At 51.2% G+C, this 19,938-nt stretch carries 14 protein-coding genes; 11 read left to right on the top strand and 3 right to left on the bottom strand.

The features are described 5' to 3' along the window. Nucleotides 1–6 precede the first annotated feature (6 nt). The 5 genes from carB (at nt 7) to ABD028_RS06015 (ending at nt 6,426) form a co-directional block, all read left to right on the top strand. Nucleotides 7–3,228, top strand: coding sequence for a carbamoyl-phosphate synthase large subunit (gene carB, locus ABD028_RS06035; protein WP_343842927.1), 3,222 nt, complete (start codon nt 7–9; stop codon nt 3,226–3,228). Beyond that, a complete protein-coding gene (greA, locus tag ABD028_RS06030) occupies nt 3,228–3,704 on the top strand; it encodes a transcription elongation factor GreA (RefSeq protein ID WP_102794979.1) in 477 nt (158 codons plus the stop codon). Before carB ends, greA begins: the two co-directional genes overlap by 1 nt. A gap of 120 nt (nt 3,705–3,824) precedes the next feature. Further along, entirely contained in the window at nt 3,825–4,640 is an 816-nt protein-coding gene (locus ABD028_RS06025; protein ID WP_343842923.1) for a nucleoside/nucleotide kinase family protein, read from the top strand. 19 nt (nt 4,641–4,659) lie between these two features. Beyond that, entirely contained in the window at nt 4,660–5,307 is a 648-nt protein-coding gene (gene tmpT / locus ABD028_RS06020; RefSeq protein ID WP_343842920.1) for a thiopurine S-methyltransferase, read from the top strand. Between the two features lie 555 nt (nt 5,308–5,862). Continuing rightward, complete coding sequence (locus tag ABD028_RS06015) at nt 5,863–6,426, top strand: hypothetical protein (RefSeq protein WP_343842917.1); 564 nt, start codon at nt 5,863–5,865, stop codon at nt 6,424–6,426. A 54-nt stretch (nt 6,427–6,480) separates the two neighbouring features. Here ABD028_RS06015 and ABD028_RS06010 read toward each other — a convergent pair whose 3' ends face one another. Both ABD028_RS06010 and ABD028_RS06005 read right to left on the bottom strand, forming a co-directional pair. Continuing rightward, on the bottom strand, nt 6,481–9,315 hold the full coding sequence (locus ABD028_RS06010) for a M16 family metallopeptidase (RefSeq protein WP_343842914.1): 2,835 nt from the start codon (nt 9,313–9,315) through the stop codon (nt 6,481–6,483). 224 nt (nt 9,316–9,539) lie between these two features. Further along, nucleotides 9,540–11,165: an electron transfer flavoprotein-ubiquinone oxidoreductase gene (locus ABD028_RS06005; RefSeq protein ID WP_425542085.1), complete on the bottom strand. Its 1,626-nt coding sequence runs from the start codon at nt 11,163–11,165 to the stop codon at nt 9,540–9,542. A 261-nt stretch (nt 11,166–11,426) separates the two neighbouring features. Between ABD028_RS06005 and ABD028_RS06000 the strand changes: the two genes are divergently transcribed. Beyond that, a complete protein-coding gene (locus ABD028_RS06000) occupies nt 11,427–12,176 on the top strand; it encodes an electron transfer flavoprotein subunit beta/FixA family protein (protein ID WP_343842908.1) in 750 nt (249 codons plus the stop codon). Beyond that, on the top strand, nt 12,176–13,102 hold the full coding sequence (locus ABD028_RS05995) for an electron transfer flavoprotein subunit alpha/FixB family protein (protein ID WP_343842906.1): 927 nt from the start codon (nt 12,176–12,178) through the stop codon (nt 13,100–13,102). Before ABD028_RS06000 ends, ABD028_RS05995 begins: the two co-directional genes overlap by 1 nt. A gap of 41 nt (nt 13,103–13,143) precedes the next feature. Here the strand turns inward: ABD028_RS05995 and ABD028_RS05990 are convergent, their stop codons facing one another. Beyond that, nucleotides 13,144–14,799, bottom strand: a complete 1,656-nt coding sequence (locus ABD028_RS05990; RefSeq protein ID WP_343842904.1) for a response regulator — start codon at nt 14,797–14,799, stop codon at nt 13,144–13,146. A gap of 286 nt (nt 14,800–15,085) precedes the next feature. On the opposite strand from ABD028_RS05990, the gene ABD028_RS05985 reads away from it, so the two are divergent. The 4 genes from ABD028_RS05985 to mmsB all read left to right on the top strand — a co-directional run bounded on the left by ABD028_RS05985 (nt 15,086) and on the right by mmsB (nt 19,933). Further along, complete coding sequence (locus tag ABD028_RS05985) at nt 15,086–16,576, top strand: CoA-acylating methylmalonate-semialdehyde dehydrogenase (protein ID WP_343842901.1); 1,491 nt, start codon at nt 15,086–15,088, stop codon at nt 16,574–16,576. 150 nt (nt 16,577–16,726) lie between these two features. Next, nucleotides 16,727–17,884 carry an acyl-CoA dehydrogenase family protein gene (locus tag ABD028_RS05980; protein WP_343842898.1) on the top strand — a complete coding sequence of 386 codons (1,158 nt, stop codon included), beginning with the start codon at nt 16,727–16,729 and terminating at the stop codon, nt 17,882–17,884. 9 nt (nt 17,885–17,893) lie between these two features. After that, nucleotides 17,894–19,033 carry an enoyl-CoA hydratase/isomerase family protein gene (locus tag ABD028_RS05975; protein ID WP_343842895.1) on the top strand — a complete coding sequence of 380 codons (1,140 nt, stop codon included), beginning with the start codon at nt 17,894–17,896 and terminating at the stop codon, nt 19,031–19,033. Nucleotides 19,034–19,042: 9 nt separating this feature from the next. Beyond that, entirely contained in the window at nt 19,043–19,933 is an 891-nt protein-coding gene (gene mmsB, locus ABD028_RS05970; RefSeq protein WP_343842892.1) for a 3-hydroxyisobutyrate dehydrogenase, read from the top strand. Nucleotides 19,934–19,938: the final 5 nt, after the last annotated feature.

Raw genomic sequence — 19,938 nt, 5'->3', positions numbered from 1 at the left:
GGAAGCATGCCAAAACGTAACGACCTACAAAGTATTCTGATCCTCGGCGCTGGCCCCATTGTTATTGGTCAGGCCTGTGAATTTGACTATTCCGGAGCCCAGGCCTGTAAGGCCCTGCGTGAGGAAGGATTCCGGGTGATTCTGGTGAATTCCAACCCGGCTACCATCATGACTGACCCGGAAATGGCCGATGCCACCTATATCGAGCCGATTCACTGGGAAGTGGTGAAAAAAATCATCGAAAAAGAACGCCCCGATGCAATTCTGCCAACCATGGGGGGCCAGACTGCCCTGAACTGTGCGTTGGAGCTGGATAAGCATGGCGTACTGGCCGAGTTTGGTGTGGAGATGATTGGTGCCACTGCTGATGCCATTGACAAGGCCGAAGACCGTGAGCGTTTTGACCAGGCCATGAAGAGCATTGGTCTGGAATGTCCACGCGCTGAGATTGCCCATACCATGGAGCAAGCCCACGATGTGCTGTCCCGTATCGGCTTCCCTTGTATCATCCGTCCGTCTTTCACCATGGGCGGTACAGGCGGCGGGATTGCTTACAACATTGACGAGTTTGAAGAAATTTGTCGCCGCGGACTGGATTTATCACCCACCAACGAACTGCTGATTGATGAATCGCTGATCGGTTGGAAAGAATACGAAATGGAAGTGGTGCGGGATAAAAACGATAACTGCATTATCGTTTGTACCATTGAAAACTTCGATCCTATGGGGATTCACACCGGTGACTCTATCACGGTGGCACCAGCGCAGACCCTGACCGACAAAGAATTCCAGATTATGCGTAATGCCGCCATGGCGGTTCTGCGTGAAATCGGCGTGGAAACCGGCGGTTCTAACGTACAGTTCGGTGTAGACCCACAAACCGGCCGCATGGTGATTATCGAGATGAACCCCAGGGTGTCCCGTTCATCTGCGCTGGCCTCCAAAGCGACCGGCTTCCCCATCGCTAAGGTGGCGGCCAAGCTGGCGATTGGTTATACCCTGGATGAGCTGGCCAACGACATTACCGGTGGTTTAACCCCGGCATCGTTTGAACCGGCTATCGACTATGTTGTGACCAAGATCCCACGTTTTAACTTCGAAAAATTCCCTGGTGCCAATGACCGCCTGACCACCCAGATGAAGTCGGTGGGCGAGGTGATGGCCATTGGTCGTAACCAGCAGGAATCCTTGCAAAAGGCCATTCGCGGTCTGGAAATTGGTTTCCATGGCTTTGATCCTGTGGTGGATATTCAAGACCCCGAAGCCAAAACCAAGATTGTTCGCGAGCTGCGTGAAGCCGGTGCTGAGCGTTTGTTCTATATTGCCGATGCAATGCGTATTGGCATGACGGTAGACGAAATCTTTGCCCTGACCAATATCGACCCCTGGTTCCTGGTGCAGATTGAAGAGTTGGTGCAACTGGAAATCGATGTGACCGAACGCGGTTTATCCGGTATTGATGCTGATTTTATGCGCAAGCTTAAGCGTAAAGGCTTCTCTGATGCACGCCTGGCCGCGCTGACCAATGTGGCGGAAGCTGATGTGCGCGGCAATCGCCATAAGCAAGGCGTTGTGCCGGTATACAAACGTGTGGATACCTGCGCAGCAGAATTTGCCACCAGCACTGCATACATGTACTCCAGTTACGATGAAGAGTGTGAAGCCAATCCATCTGACCGTGACAAGATTATGGTATTGGGCGGTGGCCCGAACCGTATCGGTCAGGGTATCGAGTTTGATTATTGTTGCGTACACGCGGCGCTGGCCATGCGTGAAGACGGTTATGAAACCATTATGGTTAACTGTAACCCGGAAACCGTTTCTACCGACTACGACACCTCAGACCGTTTGTACTTTGAACCCGTGACGCTGGAAGATGTACTGGAAATCGTGCGGGTTGAGAAACCCAAAGGTGTGATCGTGCAGTATGGTGGCCAAACACCATTAAAACTGGCCCGCGCCCTGGAAGCGAATGGTGTGCCCATTATCGGCACCAGCCCGGATGCCATTGACCGAGCGGAAGACCGTGAACGTTTCCTGCAGATGGTGCATAAGCTGAACCTGAAACAACCGGCCAACGCCACGGTCAGCAATGTTGAGCAGGCCCTTGAGCAGGCCGAGCGTATCGGTTTCCCATTGGTGGTTCGTCCTTCCTATGTACTGGGTGGCCGCGCCATGGAAATTGTCTACGACATTAAGGATCTGAAACGCTATCTGAATGAAGCGGTGAAAGTGTCCAATGATTCCCCCGTGTTGCTGGACCGTTTCCTGGATGACGCCATCGAAGTGGATATCGATGCCATTTGCGACGGCGAGAATGTGGTGATCGGCGGCATTATGGAGCATATTGAGCAAGCCGGGGTGCACTCGGGTGACTCTGCCTGTTCACTACCGCCTTACAGCCTGGATAAAGCCATTCAGGACAAAATGCGCGAGCAGGTGAAGGCCATGGCCCTGGAACTGGGTGTGGTAGGGCTAATGAACACCCAGTTTGCGGTAAAAGATGGTGAAGTTTACCTGATTGAGGTTAACCCACGTGCCGCCCGTACCGTGCCTTTTGTGTCTAAAGCCATCGGTGTGGCACTGGCCAAAGTTGCCGCCCGGGCTATGGTTGGGCAGACCCTGGTGCAGCAAGGTGTCACGGAAGAAATTATCCCACCTTATTATTCGGTTAAGGAAGTGGTGATCCCCTTTGCCAAATTCCAGGGTGTGGATCCACTGCTTGGCCCTGAAATGCGTTCTACCGGTGAAGTCATGGGCGTAGGGGATAGCTTCGAAGAGGCCTATGCCAAGGCTAATCTGGGTGCCAGTGCACCCTTACCTAAACGTGGTAAGGCGCTGCTGTCGGTACGTGAAAACGATAAACGCCGTCTGGTTGAATTGGCTAAAGCCATGCTGGCCAAAGGCTTTAAGCTGGAAGCCACCAAAGGTACAGCGCAGGTGATTACCGAGGCGGGATTGGATTGTGCAGTGGTGAACAAACTGTCGGAAGGGCGTCCGAATATTGTGGATGCCATCAAGAATGGTGAGTACTGCTATATCATCAATACCACCGAAGGGCGTCAGGCAATTAACGATTCTGTGTACATTCGTCGCGAAGCACTCTTGAATAAAGTGGCGTATACCACCACTATGAATGCAGCGTTTGCTACCATGCATGCTCAGGAAGCCGATGATCGGGCCAGGGTAAGCTCAGTACAGGAATTACACGAGAGAGTAAGTCGTTAATGCAACAGATACCCATGACAGCCAAGGGCGCACAACAATTGCGTGAAGAGCTGAATCATCTGAAGTCGGTAAAACGGCCGCAGATTATCCAGGCCATAGCAGAAGCCCGTGAACACGGCGATCTCAAGGAGAATGCCGAGTACCATGCTGCCCGTGAGCAGCAGGGCTTTTGCGAAGGCCGTATTCAGGATATTGAAGCCAAGTTATCGGTGGCGCAGATTATTGATGTCACTAAGATGCCTAACAACGGCAAGGTGATTTTCGGTGCAACGGTAACCCTTTTAAATCTGGATACCGACAGCGAAATTACCTATCGCATTGTGGGCGATGATGAAGCGGATATTAAAAATAACCTGATCTCAGTGAATTCGCCCATTGCCCGCGGCCTGATTGGTAAAAGCCAGGATGATGTTGTGAATATCCAGACGCCGGCAGGGGTTGTGGAATACGAAATCATAGAGGTTGAATACCTATAAGGCATCTTGCCGATGGATTCAAAAGGGCCTGAAGGCCCTTTTTTATTGGCTTCTTCTGGTGTGGCATTGTTTGCCTCAGATGCTTATGCTTGGATGTAAGTTGATTCACTGTTTTGTTTTATGCCGTCTATCTCTGTACTTGCTCAGACTCTGCGCCACAAGCAATTTCGCTACGTGGGGGTAGATGGCCCGACTGGCGTGAGGAAGAGTTGGCTAGCCAAGACTTTGGCGCGGCAATGTGGCTACCAATTGGTGCAGTTAGATCATTTTGTGCAACCCGGGTTGGGCTGCTTTATTCAGGCGATTGACTATCAGCGTTTAGCGAAGGTTATTGCCAGAACGAAACCACCAATGATTGTTGAGGGCATCTGTTTGTTGGCGGTGCTGGAGAAACTGGCGCTGCCCTTGAACTATCTGGTTTATGTTCCTCATCAACCGTCAGGTAAAGGCTATCAATCCACATTACTGGTACAGGAACTGAAGCATTATCATCAGGTTTACCAGCCTGAGTCCCATGCTAACGCGACCCTTGTAACTGAGGAGTTACTTATGACCTCTTCCTATGACGTTGATATTGCCTATATCAAATCTAAAACCCTGGTTTCGGTGGTACTGGCTATTGGTGGTGTATTACAAACACTGGTGGGTGCGTTGCTGCTTAATAGCGGCCTGAATGCCCAAAGCGGCGCGACATTAAAGATTATGGGCGCAGAAATGTCAGCAACGGGAATAGGGGGGATCATACTTTCTACATCCGTGCTATGGGCTTATTTTGCGTACTTGGCCAGGCCAAAGTTCAGTACCCGCAGTGAAACGCGGCAGACCACAGGTGCTGATGGCTCATCAGAAATCTATGAATTTAAATCATCAACCCAAATGTTGGTTGACCCTGCCGCGCCGCCCACTGTAAAAGGTGAAGCTGATAACCGTGATTAAGATGGTCCAGAGGAGATAAATGAGTATGGAAGCAAAGTTTTGGCAGGATAAATGGCAAAAGCAGGAGCTGGGATTTCATTTGCCAGAGCCGCATCCTAAGCTGGTCAGGCACCTCGCCAGTTTGACACTGGAGCCTGGTGACAGTTTGTTTTTACCCTTATGCGGTAAAAGCCTGGATATCGCCTGGCTGTTAAGCCAGGGCTTTCGCGTGACCGGGGCAGAATGGGTGCAAAGTGCGGTGGAGCAGCTTTTTGCTGAGCTGGGTGTCAGACCACAGATCACCGAGCTTGGCCAGGTTAAGAAGTTTAGTGCTGACAACCTGGATATCTTTGTTGGCGATATTTTTGCACTCCATTCTCAGACTCTGGGGCCCATCAATGCGATATACGACAGGGCTGCATTGGTGGCATTACCGCCCTCAACCCGTCGTCTGTATAGTCAGCACCTGATGGCGCTGACGGGGGGGTGTGCACCGCAATTGCTGATTAGCTTTGATTACCAACAGGAGAGGTTAGCAGGGCCACCTTTTTCGGTGGTGGAGGAGGAGATCAGGGCATTGTACGCCGAGAAGTTTGCGATAAGCTTACTTGAATCCAAACCCATTAAAGATGGATTAAAAGGCAAGTGTCCGGCTGACGAGCAAATATGGCTGTTACAACCAACTTAGCCAATGGCTGCAAAGCGGCGACATATATGCTGTTAAGCGCCCGTTGAATGGCCAGGTAGACGGCTTATATCTGCGCGATTTCAGTGCTTTGCAACGACACAGTATCCGCTACGAAAAAGCCGGAAATTGGTTGGTAGATTAGAAGTGGAAGGACTGGCTAAACGTTATCTACAGATTAATGGGAAGTGGCAGGACCATGTTTTAAGTGCAAAGCTTAATCCACTGACCATGTCCCTAACAAAGTAGACAGAGATTTACCATTCATTGTTGTTGGACTAAAGGCCAACCCACAGTGGGTCGGACGTGAGTCCGACGTTTTTTGAAATTATTTTTGGAGCAGACAGACAACTGAATTCCCACCTCGCCAGATACTTATCTGCAACTGTAAAAGCAACTGAACAATTTCAACCGGCACCTGGCTTGCAACCCCTAGCAATTCAACTACGTTTACAGCCCCGAGACCATCAAGGAGCCTGCCTTTTTCTGTCACGGAGACTTCTTTGCCGGATGCAATGCTGTCGGGACATTCTGTTCATTAATACGGAGATTAATCCTATGAAAAAGTATTTAGTTTCTGCTGTCAGTTGTGCGCTGCTTTGCAGTGCCGTATCCAGTCATGCCACCCCGCCTTTTAAACCCGATCTGGTCGCTGAAGGTAACCGCTGGACCATTACCTTTTATGATGACGGAAGCGGCACCCATAACCAATGGGCCACCCAGGGCCTGTGCTTTTACTATGCCGGAACCTACGGGTCCCAGCAGCGATATCAGTGGGTGTCTGACACCTTCCCAGACTGGAACGGGCTGGCAACGCAGGAGGGCGATCAGATATTTATGCACGGTGATTATGCCCAGGATGTCGGGCATGACGGTATGGAGTGGGAAATTGTAACCCGTTCCCGTAATAATATGGGGGCTGGCCATTGGAAAGAATGGCGTGAAGACAGCCGTTTTGGCCGCACTATAGGCTGGGGTAATGCCCGATTTGAACGAGTCGGTCGCTGCGAGCCGGATAGTGCCGAAGAGGCCTGGGAAAAATATCGGGACATTGGTTATCCCAGAGACGACAAAGGTCGGGAAATGTACCAACCTATGGGGAATCAATCCGATAATCAGTAAAGTAAAAAGAAAACAAGCGGCTTTAGGCCGCTTGTTTATTTCAGTGTTTAAACTTTACAGCTTATATTCCACCACTTTCTTACCCAGTTTTTCCAGTTCTGGTTTCAGTGTCTTGGCGTCACCTACCACCACGGTCAGCATTTCATCCAGCTTAAGGTGTTTGGCGGCCAGTGCGTTTATCTCTGCCTGACTGATGCTGCTGACGATACCAGCCCGCTCCTTAACAAAGCTGGGCTTAAGGTCAAATTCCAGAATTTGCGCTAAGAAACCCAGCTTGGCTGACGGCGTTTCGTACTTCAGCGCATCTTTCTGGTTAATAGCCAGGCGCATAAAGCTCAGCTCATCACCACGGATACCGCTTTGGGCATACTGTCCAATCTCTTTATAGATCTCTTCCAGTGATGCTTTGGTGGCATCGGCCCTGACGTCGGCAGAGGCTGAGAAAGTGCCAGAGTATTTATCTCCCCAGAAACCGGTCCAGGCGCCATAGGTGTAGCCCTTGTCTTCACGCAGATTCATATTGATTCTGCTGTTAAATGCCCCGCCTAGTGGGAAATTCATCAGGTTGGTACGATAAAACTCGCCAGTAATGTCCTGCACTAAACCCGGTTTTGCCACCCGAATGGCAGATTGGGCAGCTTCGTCCTTGTTTACCAGGTAGATAACACCTGGTTCAAACTGCGCTTTGCCGATACTAGGCGCAACGTCAGGGGCGCTGCCTTGCCAGGCGGTTAGTTTAGGCATGGCGGCAAACACTTTGGCTTTATCCAGACTGGATACCAGGATCATCTCGCCACCTTGTGGTTTAAACCAGGTGTGGTAGAAGGCCTTAACATCATCAAGGGTGATATTGGCAAGGGTTTGCTCGGTGCCACCGTCAGGCAGCCCTGCAACGCTATGTCCATACATCAGTGCACGGGTGGCTTTGCTGGCCAGATAGCCGGCATCTTTTTGTGCGTTTTTTACCCCTTCAATACTCTGCTTCTGAATGCGAGCAAAGTCGTCCTGCGAAAATGCCGGTTCAAACAGGTATTCTTCCAGCAAAGTCAGGGTGGCGGGCAGGTTTTCACTCAGGCTGTTAACAAACACGTTCATGGTGTCATCTTTCGCTGAAACGCGAATGCTACTGCCGAGTTTTTCCAGCTCGCGCGCCATCTGTTCGCTGCTGCGGCTCTTAGTGGACTCGGTGAGCATCGCGGCCAGAATACTGGTCACCCCGGCTTTATCCAGGTTTTGCTGATAATTGCCACCGCGAATCTTCAGCAGCAGGGACGTGGTCGGCGTTTCATCATTATGTGTGCCCAGTACTTCAATACCATTGCCCCAGTTTTCCTGCCAATACTGGGGAACATCCACCGCCGGATTGGCGCCAGGGGTTGGGCGTACGGAGCGGTCAAAGTTGTCCTTGGCGACACGCAAGTGTAAGTCGTCTGCCGTAGTGGTGGAGGGGCCCATTTCTACCGGTGCTGGCAAGCTGAAGTTATCAGCAGCAGCGACAAGCTGTGTTTGGCCTTTGGGTACCACACTCATCACCACTGAGGCTTTACCCTTGATGTATTTTTCATACACCCGCATCACATCTTCTTTGCTGACACGACGGTAGCGCGCCACCTGTTCATTGATGTAGTTAGGGTTATCCAACAGGGTTTGGTAGTTGGCCAGTTGCGCAACTTTGCCATGTACTGACTGCAAACCAAAAATGGCATCGGACAGCATTTCTGCTTTGATCTTGGCCAGATCATCGTCGGTGACGCCGCGTTGTTCAAACTCAGCCAGGCTGTTTCTGATTACCGCTTCCATATCTGCCAGAGTTTTGCCGGATGCAGGATGTGGCAGCGCATACAGGGCGAACTGACAGGCCAGCTCTGAACAGCCATGGCTGGCCGCCGCTTGCACGGCAAGCTGATTTTTCACCAGATTCTGATATAGCAGTGAATTGTTGCCAGAGCCGATTATTTGCATCAGCACATCAAGGGGCGCTTCATCTGCATGGAACAGATGCACAGTGGGGTAGGCAATATACACCAGTGGCAGGTGCACGTTATCTTCCATGGAAATGTAGCGGGTTTTGTCCAGGCTCACGGTAGGCTTGGCCATAGGCTGCACTTCCGGCCCTCTTGGGATGGAGCCGAAATATTTCTCGACCAAGGCCAGCACTTCTTCAGCCTTTACGTCACCACCTATGGTCAGGGTGGCATTGTTAGGCCCATACCAGCGCAGGAAGAAGGCTTTCAGATCGTTGACATTGACCCGGTTTAAATCGTCCATCCAGCCAATCACCGGCCAGGAGTAAGGATGACCTTCTGGATACAAGGCTTGTGCAACCCGTTCGCCCAAACGGCCATAAGGTTGGTTGTCAATGCGTTGTCCACGTTCGTTTTTGACGGTTTCACGCTGAATTTCAAACTTTTCCTGGGTTACTGCATTTAGCAAAAAGCCCATTCTGTCGGCTTCCAGCCACAACATGGTTTCAAGCTGGTTTACCGGCACGGTCTGGAAATAATTGGTCCGGTCGGAATTGGTGGTACCGTTCATGGTGCCACCGGCTTCGGTGACTATTTTAAAATGCTCGTCGTCACCCACATGTTCTGAGCCCTGGAACATCATATGCTCGAAGAAGTGAGCAAAACCGGATTTGCCCAGCTCTTCGCGAGCCGAACCCACATGGTAAGTCACATCCACGTGCACCAGCGGGTCGGAATGATCCTCATGTACTATCAGGGTCAGGCCATTAACCAATTGAAATTTCTTATAGGGGATAACCAGTTCGTTGCCAACGGCACTGACCTGTTCTACCAACTGGCTGCCAACCGGCTGGCCGGTTGGCGTGCTGCTACAGGCAGCAAGGCCTGCTATGGATAAGGCGATAACGAGTTTATTCAGTTTCACTTATTGTTTTCCTATTTTGTGATGCGGCTTCCGTTGCTGTCCGAAGCATGCTGCCGCCAGTGCAAATTCCAACTGTACCGGGTTGAATGTCGGCATGTGGCCAATGGAACTATGTAAAGTCTTGAAACCTTTTGCAATAACTTACTTGTTAACAAGCGTGACAAATGGTGGCTTTTTAAGCGTAAAGACAAATAAACAAAAGGCCCTGACCGGGCCTTTATAATTTACATATTCGGGTAATTGGGACCACCAGTGCCTTCAGGAACCACCCAACGAATATTTTGGCTGGGATCTTTGATATCGCAGGTTTTACAATGCACGCAATTCTGTGCATTGATCTGCAGCCTGGGGCCATCACTTTCTTCGACAATTTCATAAACCCCGGCCGGGCAATAGCGCTGAGCGGGTTCATCGTAACGGGCCAGGTTTATATTTATCGGAATACTGGTGTCTTTCAGTTGCAAATGGCAGGGTTGATCTTCTTCGTGGTTGGTATTGGACAAAAACACCGAAGACAACTTATCGAAACTTAATATGCCATCGGGTTTGGCATAGCTGAGTTTTTGGCTCTTATCCTTGTCCTGTAGTTGTGCATAATCCTGAGTGTCGTCGCGCAGGGTCACTGGCAACTTACCGCCAAACCAATTCTGCTCAATAGTGTTAAACGCGCCGCCCCAGAAGGTGCCGAACTTGTGCATGGCCGGGCCAAAATTACGCGAACGATACAGTTCTTCGTATAGCCAGGAGGCCTTAATTTTGTCTTCAAAAGCAGTGAGGTCTGCACCAACGCTGTCGGTCTTAACAGCATCAAACAGGGCTTCAGCGGCCAACATGCCGGATTTCATGGCGGTATGGTTGCCTTTGATTTTAGCAAAATTCAGGGTGCCGGCTTCACAGCCTACCAGCAAGCCACCCGGGAAACTCATCTTGGGCAGGCTGTTCAATCCGCCTTTGGTAATGGCCCTGGCCCCATAGGCAACGCGTTTGCCGCCCTGCAAATATTGTTTATACACCGGGTGGTGTTTTAAACGCTGGAATTCGTCGAAGGGGCTTAAATAGGGATTGCTGTAATTCAGATCAACAATCAGGCCCACCAGCACTTGTCCGTTTTCGGCATGATATAAATAGCCGCCGCCGCTGGCCTCATCCAGCGGCCAGCCACCACTGTGCACAACCAGGCCCGGCTGGTGCTTATCCGCGGGCACATCCCAGATTTCCTTAAAGCCAATAGCGTAATGCTGTGGCGAGCGGTCTTTGTCCAAAGCATATTTGGCGATCAGTTCTTTGCCTAAATGACCGCGGCAGCCTTCGGCGAATACCGTGTATTTAGCCCGTAATTCCATGCCCGGCATAAAGCCGTCTTTTTCTTCGCCTTTGGCGTCCAGGCCCATGTCGCCGGTGACAACGCCTTTCACCACGTCGTCTTCAATAATCAAACTGGCGGCAGCAAAACCTGGGAATATCTCCACCCCCAGCGCTTCTGCCTGCTGAGCCAGCCAGCGACACAGGTTGCCCATGCTAACAATGTAGTTACCATCGTTATGCATGGTTTTGGGCGTCATAAAACCGGGCAATTTGCGTCCATCTGCTTCGTTCTGCAGTAAGTAGATATGATCTTCTGTTACTTTGGTGGACAGCGGAGCGCCGTTTTCCTGCCAGTCCGGGAAAAGCTCATTCAGTGCCCGTGGTTCAAATACGGCACCGGAAAGAATATGTGCGCCTACTTCAGAGCCTTTTTCCACCACGCATATCATTAATTCCTGATTGTGCTCGCGGCCAAGCTGGGCAAGACGGCAGGCGGTGGAAAGTCCGGCTGGTCCGGCCCCAACAATCACGACGTCAAATTCCATCGATTCTCTTTCCACTGCAGACTCCTCAATCTTTCTGGTTACTGGTCTATGCTTGCTTTGAGCACTTAGCTAAAGCTGTAAGCTATAGCTGTTCTAGGTTAATAAAGTATCAGCCCGGCATTAATATGTTGTAAATTTATCTGCCCGCGGCAAAGGGTAGTGTTGGTTGACGTTTACGTCAACAGGAAGTACATTTTTGCCCATGAATGGAATGCTCCTACTCGGGCTGCGTTGCCCTGTACCCTAAAAAAGGTGTCAATAATGAAGATATTAGTGCCAGTTAAGCGCGCCATCGACTACAACGTCAAGGTGCGGGTTAAATCTGATCAGTCAGGCGTGGATCTCGCCAACACCAAAATGGCCATTAACCCGTTCTGCGAAATCGCCGTGGAAGAGGCGGTGCGTTTGAAAGAACAAGGCGTGGCGCAGGAAGTGGTCGTGGTGTCCATCGGTGACAAGGCCTGTCAGGAGCAGATTCGCACTGCGTTGGCGCTGGGTGCCGACCGTGGCATCCATATTGAAACTGATTTGGCGCTGGAATCATTGCAGATCGCCAAGCTTCTGCAAAAGGTGGTGGACGAAGAGCAGCCGCAACTGGTTATTCTGGGCAAGCAAAGTATTGATTCAGACAACAATCAGACCGGTCAAATGCTGGCGGCGCTGTGCGGTATGGGGCAGGGCACTTTTGCCTCCAAGGTGGAAATTGACGGCAACAAAGTCAAGGTGACCCGTGAAGTGGACGGTGGTTTGCAAACGGTTGCGTTGGCAATGCCAGCGGTGGTCACCACCGACCTGCGTCTTAACGAACCTCGCTATGCCTCGCTGCCTAATATTATGAAAGCCAAACGCAAGCCGCTGGATGTTAAAGCCGCCGCTGATTATGGACTGGATTTAGCGTCTAAAGTGAAAGTGCTGAAAGTACAGGCGCCAGCCCAGCGTCAGGGCGGTGTAAAGGTGGCCGATGTGGCTGAATTGGTAGCAAAACTGAAAAACGAAGCGAAGGTGATCTGATGGCTATTCTGGTTTACGTAGAACACGATAATTCCCACCTGAAAGCCGAAAATCTTAAGCTGGTGGACGCGGCCAACAAACTGGGTAGCGAGCTGCATTTGTTAGTGGCTGGACACCAATGTCAGGCCGTCGCTGAGCAAGCCGCCAGGCTCGCCGGGGTGACCAAGGTATTAGTGGCCGATGACGCGGCGTATGAACAGCAACTGGCGGAAAATATTGGCATGCTTGTTAGTGAGCTGGGCAGGGACTACAGCCATATTCTGGCCGCCGCCACCACCACAGGTAAGAACTTTATGCCCCGCGTGGCAGCGCTGCTAGATGTGTCACAGATTTCCGACATTATTAAAGTGGAAAGCGCGGATACCTTTGTCCGCCCCATTTATGCTGGCAACGCCATTGCCACAGTGCAAAGTGAAGACACCATCAAAGTGATAACAGTGCGTACCAGTGCCTTTGATGCGGTGCAGGAAAGCGGTAGTGCCGCTGTCGAAGCCATTAGCCTGGTTAAAGAAAATAGCCTGAGTCAGTTTGTCAGCGCTGAGCTGACAGAGTCAGAGCGTCCTGAGCTAACCGCAGCACGGGTGGTGATTTCCGGTGGTCGCGGCATGCAAAACGGCGATAACTTTAAGTTGCTGGAAGGTATAGCCGACAAACTGGGTGCGGCAATTGGCGCATCCCGTGCAGCGGTGGATGCCGGCTTTGTACCGAATGATATGCAGGTCGGGCAAACCGGTAAAATTGTTGCCCCAGAGCTGTATATTGCGGTGGGCATTTCCGGTGCTATTCAGCACCTGGCAGGCATGAAGGACTCCAAGGTGATTGTGGCGATCAATAAAGATGAGGAAGCGCCCATCTTCCAGATTGCTGATTACGGCCTGGTAGGGGATTTGTTTCAGGTCCTGCCGGAACTGGAAGCCAGCCTCTGAGCAATTAAATAAGCCGCCAATGCGGCTTATTTTTTAGGTTATCAAGACTCAGAAGTTGTCGCTGGTGATTCAGGTGGTGGGGTGTTCAGCCAGTGGCGTTTGGCCATTTTATTGCTGATATCATGCAGACGTTGTGCATTGGCTTTGGACAGCGCCTGGCTGGATAATTCATTGTGCAGCACCTCACTGGATGCACGCTTGTGCTCTCTGGTGCCAGCTTCCACCATGCAATGCAGCAGGTTAATGCTAAAAGCGGCTTCTTCGGGAAACAGTAAGTATGCCTGGTAGAAGTCGTCAATGGCATCGGCAAATAATTGTTTTTGATAGAATTCCAGGCCTTGTCTATTGAACGCCAGGGCGCGCTCTTTTTTATCCCCCAGTGTTTCCTGATTTTTAACCAGCATCAGACTGCCAAGGGTTTTCTCATTTTCATCCGGCAGCTTGCCCAGTTTGCGCTCCAGTTCATCCAGAAGCTCTGAGGCTTTAGCTAAATCCCCGACACCATGCCAGGCATGCACGGCATCGGACAGGGTGGGAATATCCATGTCGCCGGCTTCCAGCATGCCTTGTAACGCCAGCAGTTCCTGGGCCTTGCTTAAGTCGCCTTCCAGCACATTGGCCAGTGCCGTCATATAGTTGCGTTTAATATCTATGTCCTGACCGTGAATATTGCGACTGGCGCTGCCGATCAGAAAGCGCGCCACCTGCAGGTGTTTGGCTCGCTCAGGCGCCGGTTTACCCTCTGCCTGGGTGAGGTAGCAGCGGGCCAGATCCAGGGACAGTTCGTTAAATCGTTCACGAATATTGCGATTGGACTCACGCTTTTTCTCCAACAGTGCAATGGCATCGTCCATACGATCCTGCACCTGAAACAGATAGGCCTTGAGCCGGGCGGCCGACAAAGACAGTTCCCCGTCTTTTATACGCTCCATATATTGCTGGGCTTTGGGGTAATCTTGTTTTTCAATGTTAATCCGGCTTAACCATTCACAGGCTTTGTCATTGGTCAGATGCGTATCCAACAAGGCTTCCAGCATGCTTTCACTCTTTTCCGTGTCACCTGCCAGGTAGGTACTTTGGATCAGGCCCCATTTGGCCCAGATGATCTTGTCTGAGGCCTGCAATATCTGGGTGTAAATTTCTCCGGCTTCTGTGTGGCGGCCCAGTTTAGTCAGCAATCTGGCTCTGAGCTTAATCATATTGGTTTTCGCCCGGGGCATTTGGTTGCCCTGCAACAGCTCATCCAGCTTGTTGAGGGCCGCATCAAATTCATCATTGTCCATCAGCTTTAATACCGGCGACAAATAGCGGTTAAAGGCAATACAGGCGGTCAGGGTTTTTTCCAGATTGCGAATGGTATAAGGCTTTAATACCAAAGCGTCGGGGTGCACATCGACAATCTGACCGATAATCATCGGCATGCGATCTGAGGTGACAAAGACCAGGCTGGTTGAGGGTTTAATCAGCCCCTCTTTTTGCAGTTCATTGACCACTTCCACCCCGTTTTTATGCAAGCCCAGATGAAAGTCCATCAGGATCAGGTCGAAGTGCCGCTGCTTTAGCACAGGTTTAAGTTCACGTCCGTGGCTGTAACAACCAATATCGGCATAACCCATTTCCATCAGGTGATTACGTAGGTTAAGGCGAGCAACGCCGTTGTCCTCAACAATGGCGATATTGATATGTGAATTGGCCAAACGGGCTCCAAAAAAGTCGATGCACTGCAATCAGCATAGCAAAGGCATCGTTTAAATCGATAGAAAATCCATGTATATCAAATAGTAGGCAATAAAAGACAGGAATTGTCAGGCTTTGCTGGCAGCACATGACAATCTGGCTAACCTTGTACAGAGAAGTTGTCATGGCTGAGGATAAATTTTTACAAGTTTACGTTAACGTCAAGGTAAAAACTCTGCTAAGGTAGCTCACACTTCATTAACAAGCTGTTCCAGTGGTGAACAGCCCGCAACAGATGGATGTCATATGAAACAGATACCCTTGCTAATCAATGGTGAGTTTGTTGCTTCCCAGTCGTCACAGCTTATCGATGTGACCAATCCGGCCAACAACAGTGTTATTGCCCAGGTACCTTGTGCCACCGAGCATGAAGTGCAGCAAGCCATCGCCTCTGCCAAGGAGGCATTTACAACCTGGCGCAACGTCGCGGTACCCGAGCGGGCCCGTTTGATGATGCGTTATCAGGCACTACTGAAACAGCACCATGATGAGATTGCCGAAATCCTCAGCCAGGAAACGGGTAAAACCTTTGATGATGCTAAGGGCGATGTCTGGCGTGGTATTGAAGTGGTGGAACAGGCCATGAATATTCCCGCCCTGCTGATGGGCGAAACAGTGGAAAATGTGGCCCGTGGCATCGACACCTATAGCTATATTCAACCCCTTGGTGTGTGCGCCGGTATTACCCCTTTTAATTTCCCGGCCATGATCCCTCTATGGATGTTCCCGCTGGCCATCGCTGCAGGTAATACCTTTGTGTTAAAACCGTCTGAACAGGACCCAATGACGCCGACCCGCCTGGCAGAGCTGTTTATTGAAGCCGGTGCGCCCAAAGGGCTATTAAACATTGTGCATGGCGGTGCCAGGGAAGTGGATCAATTGCTGACCCATCCGGACATCAAAGCCGTGTCTTTTGTCGGCTCTGTGCCTGTTGGTCAGCATATTTATAAAACAGCGACAGACCATATGAAACGGGCTCAGTGTTTCGCAGGTGCTAAGAATCATTCGGTAATTATGCCGGATGCCAATAAAGCCCAGGTGCTGAACAATTTGGTAGGCGCTTCGGTAGGCGCGGCCGGACAACGCTGTATGGCTATTTCTGTGGCGGTATTTGTGGGTAAAGCCAAAGAGTGGATCCCAGAGCTGGCCGAGATGATTGGCAAGGTTAAACCTGGCCTGTGGAATGACAAAGAAGCCGGTTACGGGCCGCTAATCAGCCCCAGAGCCAAACAACGTGTGCTGTCGCTGATTGAACAGGGCAAAGCCGAGGGCGCGACCTGTCTGGTGGACGGCAGCGACTTTAGCCTGGCCGGTCATGAAGAAGGTAACTGGGTGGGACCGACGGTATTTACTAACGTCACCGAAGAGATGACCATTTACAAAGAAGAAATCTTTGGTCCTGTGCTGTGCTGTATGGAAGCCGACGAGCTGGAAGATGCCATTGCGCTGGTGAACCGCAATCCCTTTGGTAATGGCACCAGCATTTTCACGGCCTCAGGTGCGGCGGCGCGTAAATATCAGCATGAAATAGAAGTGGGACAGGTTGGTATCAATGTGCCAATTCCTGTGCCACTGCCATTTTTCTCTTTTACCGGCTGGAAAAACTCCTTCTATGGCGACTTGCATGCCTACGGTAAACAGGCGGTGCGTTTCTATACTGAAACCAAAACCGTCACCAGTCGCTGGTTTGAGGACGACATTCCCCATGGTCCGAATATGACCATCAGTTTGCGCTAATTACGTAAACTACAGAGGCACGTTGTGCAGCGCGTCGTTAATCCAATGGATTAGCGACGCGGTCGTTTGATGTGTCTCAGTGCTTGTTTAACTAAATTTCGTTGGACGGACAGCGTCCATCATCAAACATGAACATCAGAGGTCACCAAGGTGAATTTTAATCTTACCGATGATCAATCCGCATTTGCTGAAACCGCCCGTCAGTTTGCCGAGCAGGAGCTGGCGCCTAACGCCGCAACCTGGGACAAAGAGCATTTTTTCCCTAAAGCGGTGATCCAAAAGGCCGGAGAACTGGGTTTTTGTGGTTTATACACCCCAGAGGACGCCGGTGGTCTGGGCTTAAGCCGACTGGATTCTTCCATCATTTTTGAACAGCTAGCCATGGGCTGCACCGCCACAACGGCGATGATGACTATTCACAATATGGCCGGTTGGATGATTGCTAAGTGGGGCACAGAAACGATTAAGTCTCAGTGGTGTGAACAGCTGGTGACGGGCCAGAAACTGGCGTCTTATTGTCTGACCGAGCCGGGCTCGGGCTCGGATGCGGCATCACTGCGTACCAGTGCCAAAAAAGACGGCGATCATTATGTGGTGAACGGCTCGAAGATGTTTATCTCCGGGGCCGGTGAAACAGACGTACTGGTGGTAATGGTGCGTACCGGCGAACAAGGACCTAAGGGCATATCGGCGCTGGTGATCCCGGCGGATGCCGAAGGCATTATCTATGGCAAGGCCGAAGAAAAAATGGGCTGGAATGCGCAGCCAACCCGGTTGGTGACTTTTGAAAATGTCAAAGTGCCGCTGGACAATCTGTTAGGCGCTGAGGGCGAAGGCTTTAAATTTGCTATGCAAGGCCTGGATGGCGGCCGCATTAATATCGCCACCTGTTCTATTGGTACCGCTCAGCAGGCCCTGAATACGGCCCGTGATTATATGCTTGAGCGCCAGCAGTTCGGTAAACCACTGGCGGCATTTCAGGCCCTGCAGTTTAAGCTGGCCGATATGAACACCGAACTGGTGGCAGCCAGGCAAATGGTGCGTCTGGCGGCATTTAAGCTGGACAATAACGACCCGGAAAAAACCGCTTACTGCGCCATGGCGAAACGTTTTGCCACCGATGTAGGCTTTAAAGTGTGTGACGACGCCCTGCAGATTCACGGCGGCTATGGTTATATCCGTGAATATCCATTGGAGCGGCATGTTCGCGATGTTCGGGTGCATCAGATTTTGGAAGGCACCAATGAGATTATGCGCTTGATTGTCGCCAGGCGGTTACTGGCGGAAGGTGCCACAGAGATCCTGTAGGAGATGACTATGCAAGAGCAAAATGCCTTGGTGCTGGCCAGTGAATTGACTACTGCCAACGGAAAGAAAATCGGTCATGTCACTCTGAATAAGCCCAAGGCTCTGAACGCCCTGAATCTGTCGATGATTCGCCTGTTACTGCCACAAATGTTGGCCTGGCAGCAGGACGATGAGGTGGTGGCGGTGATCCTCGATGGTAGCGGTGATAAGGCCTTTTGTGCTGGTGGTGACGTGGTGGCCATGCATAACGCCATGGCTGAGAAGCCAGGCCAAGTTCCCGAGCTGTTAAAAGCGTTTTTCGCCGAGGAATATCGTCTGGATTATTTGCTGCATACCTTCAACAAGCCGCTGTTGGTGTGGGGTAACGGCATTGTGATGGGTGGCGGCCTGGGGCTGATGAGCGGTGCCAGCCATCGTATTGTGACGGAAAGTTCGCGTATCGCCATGCCGGAAATCAGTATTGGCCTGTATCCCGATGTGGGCGGCAGTTGGTTCTTAAATCGTATGCCGCAGGGCTGTGGCCTGTTTCTGGGACTGACGGGAGCCAGCATTAATGCAACCGATGCCCTTTACGTAAAGCTGGCCGACCATTTTATCAGCCATGAACTTAAAGACGATTTTGTTGCACAAATGCTGGCCCTGAAATGGGGCGGCACCCAGACTCTTAATCACGAGAAACTCACCAGCTTGTGTGCCCAGTTTCAGCGTGACAGCCAGAGCAAGTTGCCTAAAGGCAATATCAAAGAACACCAAAGTCTTATTGCGGATGTGACAAGTCACGCCAGTTTGCCGCAAGTGGTTAGCGCAATTCAGGCCCTGGAGCCGATGCAGGATAACTGGCTGGCCCGCGCCGTGCAGACACTTAATGGCGGCTCTGCCATCAGCGCCCATCTGGTCTGGCAGCAGCTTGCTCGTGGCCGTAAGTTGAGTCTGGAAGATTGCTTTCGAATGGAGCTGAATATGTCCTGTCGCTGCGGCGAATTGGGTGAGTTTCAGGAAGGGGTCAGGGCCCTTTTGATTGATAAGGACAATCAGCCAAAATGGCGTTATGAAAGTGTGAATGATGTGCCACAGGCTCTGATTGAACATTTTTTCTCGCCGCTGTGGAGCGCCACAGAACATCCGCTTGTTGAACTGGGTAAGGAATAAGGAGCGACTATGCGTATTGCATTTATCGGACTGGGAAATATGGGTGGCCCAATGGCCGCGAATCTGGTTAAGGCCGGTTTTCATGTACGGGTGTTTGACCTGATGCCGGAGCATGTTAAAGCCCTGACCGAAAAAGGTGCCGAAGCGGCAGACTCGGCAGTGGAAGCAGCCAGTGGTGCGGATGTTGTGGTGTCCATGTTACCGGCAGGTAAGCACGTGCGTAATCTGTATCTTGGCGAGAATGGCCTGGTTGAACATCTGAAGTTCGGTGCACTGGTTATTGATTCGTCCACCATTGATGCACAAAGTGCCAGGGCAGTGGCCACCGGATTGGCAGAGAAAGGGATTGAATTTGTCGATGCGCCGGTGTCCGGCGGTGTCGCCGGTGCACAGGCTGGCACGCTGACCTTTATTGTGGGGGGCAGCCCGGCGCAATTTGCCAAGGCCAAACCCGTGCTTGAAACTATGGGCAAGAATATTTTCCATGCTGGTGAACATGGCGCCGGGCAGATTGCCAAAATTTGCAACAATATGCTGTTGTCGGTATTGATGGTGGGAACCAGTGAGGCCCTTAAGCTGGGGCTCGACAATGGCCTGGATGCCAGTGTGCTATCGGATATCATGCTGCAAAGTTCGGGCTGTAACTGGACGCTGCAAAAATACAATCCCTGTCCCGGTGTGATGGACAATGTGCCAAGCAGCAACGGCTACCAGGGTGGCTTTATGGTGGATTTAATGCGTAAGGATCTTGGCCTGGCCATGGATACTGCCCTGCAAAGTCATTCCACTACGCCCATGGGCGCGCTGGCGCAAAGCCTGTATGCCATGCACAGTTTGCATGGCAACGGCACAAAAGATTTTTCCAGTATTTTTGCCATGTTTGGCCAACAAGATAAGTGAGTGAA

It is taken from the genome of Bowmanella denitrificans, from assembly GCF_039522935.1.
Taxonomy (GTDB): domain Bacteria; phylum Pseudomonadota; class Gammaproteobacteria; order Enterobacterales; family Alteromonadaceae; genus Bowmanella; species Bowmanella denitrificans.
This window is presented reverse-complemented; position numbering and strand designations above follow the sequence as displayed.

What these genes read in the sequence shown, in the direction of transcription:
- ABD028_RS06005 (WP_425542085.1), bottom strand. Translation starts at nt 11,165, where the DNA reads ATGGAATTTGACGTCGTGATTGTTGGGGCCGGACCAGCCGGACTTTCC.
- ABD028_RS05975 (WP_343842895.1), top strand. Translation starts at nt 17,894, where the DNA reads ATGCAAGAGCAAAATGCCTTGGTGCTGGCCAGTGAATTGACTACTGCC.
- tmpT (WP_343842920.1), top strand. Translation starts at nt 4,660, where the DNA reads ATGAGTATGGAAGCAAAGTTTTGGCAGGATAAATGGCAAAAGCAGGAG.
- ABD028_RS06015 (WP_343842917.1), top strand. Translation starts at nt 5,863, where the DNA reads ATGAAAAAGTATTTAGTTTCTGCTGTCAGTTGTGCGCTGCTTTGCAGT.
- greA (WP_102794979.1), top strand. Translation starts at nt 3,228, where the DNA reads ATGCAACAGATACCCATGACAGCCAAGGGCGCACAACAATTGCGTGAA.
- ABD028_RS05985 (WP_343842901.1), top strand. Translation starts at nt 15,086, where the DNA reads ATGAAACAGATACCCTTGCTAATCAATGGTGAGTTTGTTGCTTCCCAG.
- ABD028_RS06025 (WP_343842923.1), top strand. Translation starts at nt 3,825, where the DNA reads ATGCCGTCTATCTCTGTACTTGCTCAGACTCTGCGCCACAAGCAATTT.
- carB (WP_343842927.1), top strand. Translation starts at nt 7, where the DNA reads ATGCCAAAACGTAACGACCTACAAAGTATTCTGATCCTCGGCGCTGGC.
- ABD028_RS05995 (WP_343842906.1), top strand. Translation starts at nt 12,176, where the DNA reads ATGGCTATTCTGGTTTACGTAGAACACGATAATTCCCACCTGAAAGCC.
- ABD028_RS06000 (WP_343842908.1), top strand. Translation starts at nt 11,427, where the DNA reads ATGAAGATATTAGTGCCAGTTAAGCGCGCCATCGACTACAACGTCAAG.
- mmsB (WP_343842892.1), top strand. Translation starts at nt 19,043, where the DNA reads ATGCGTATTGCATTTATCGGACTGGGAAATATGGGTGGCCCAATGGCC.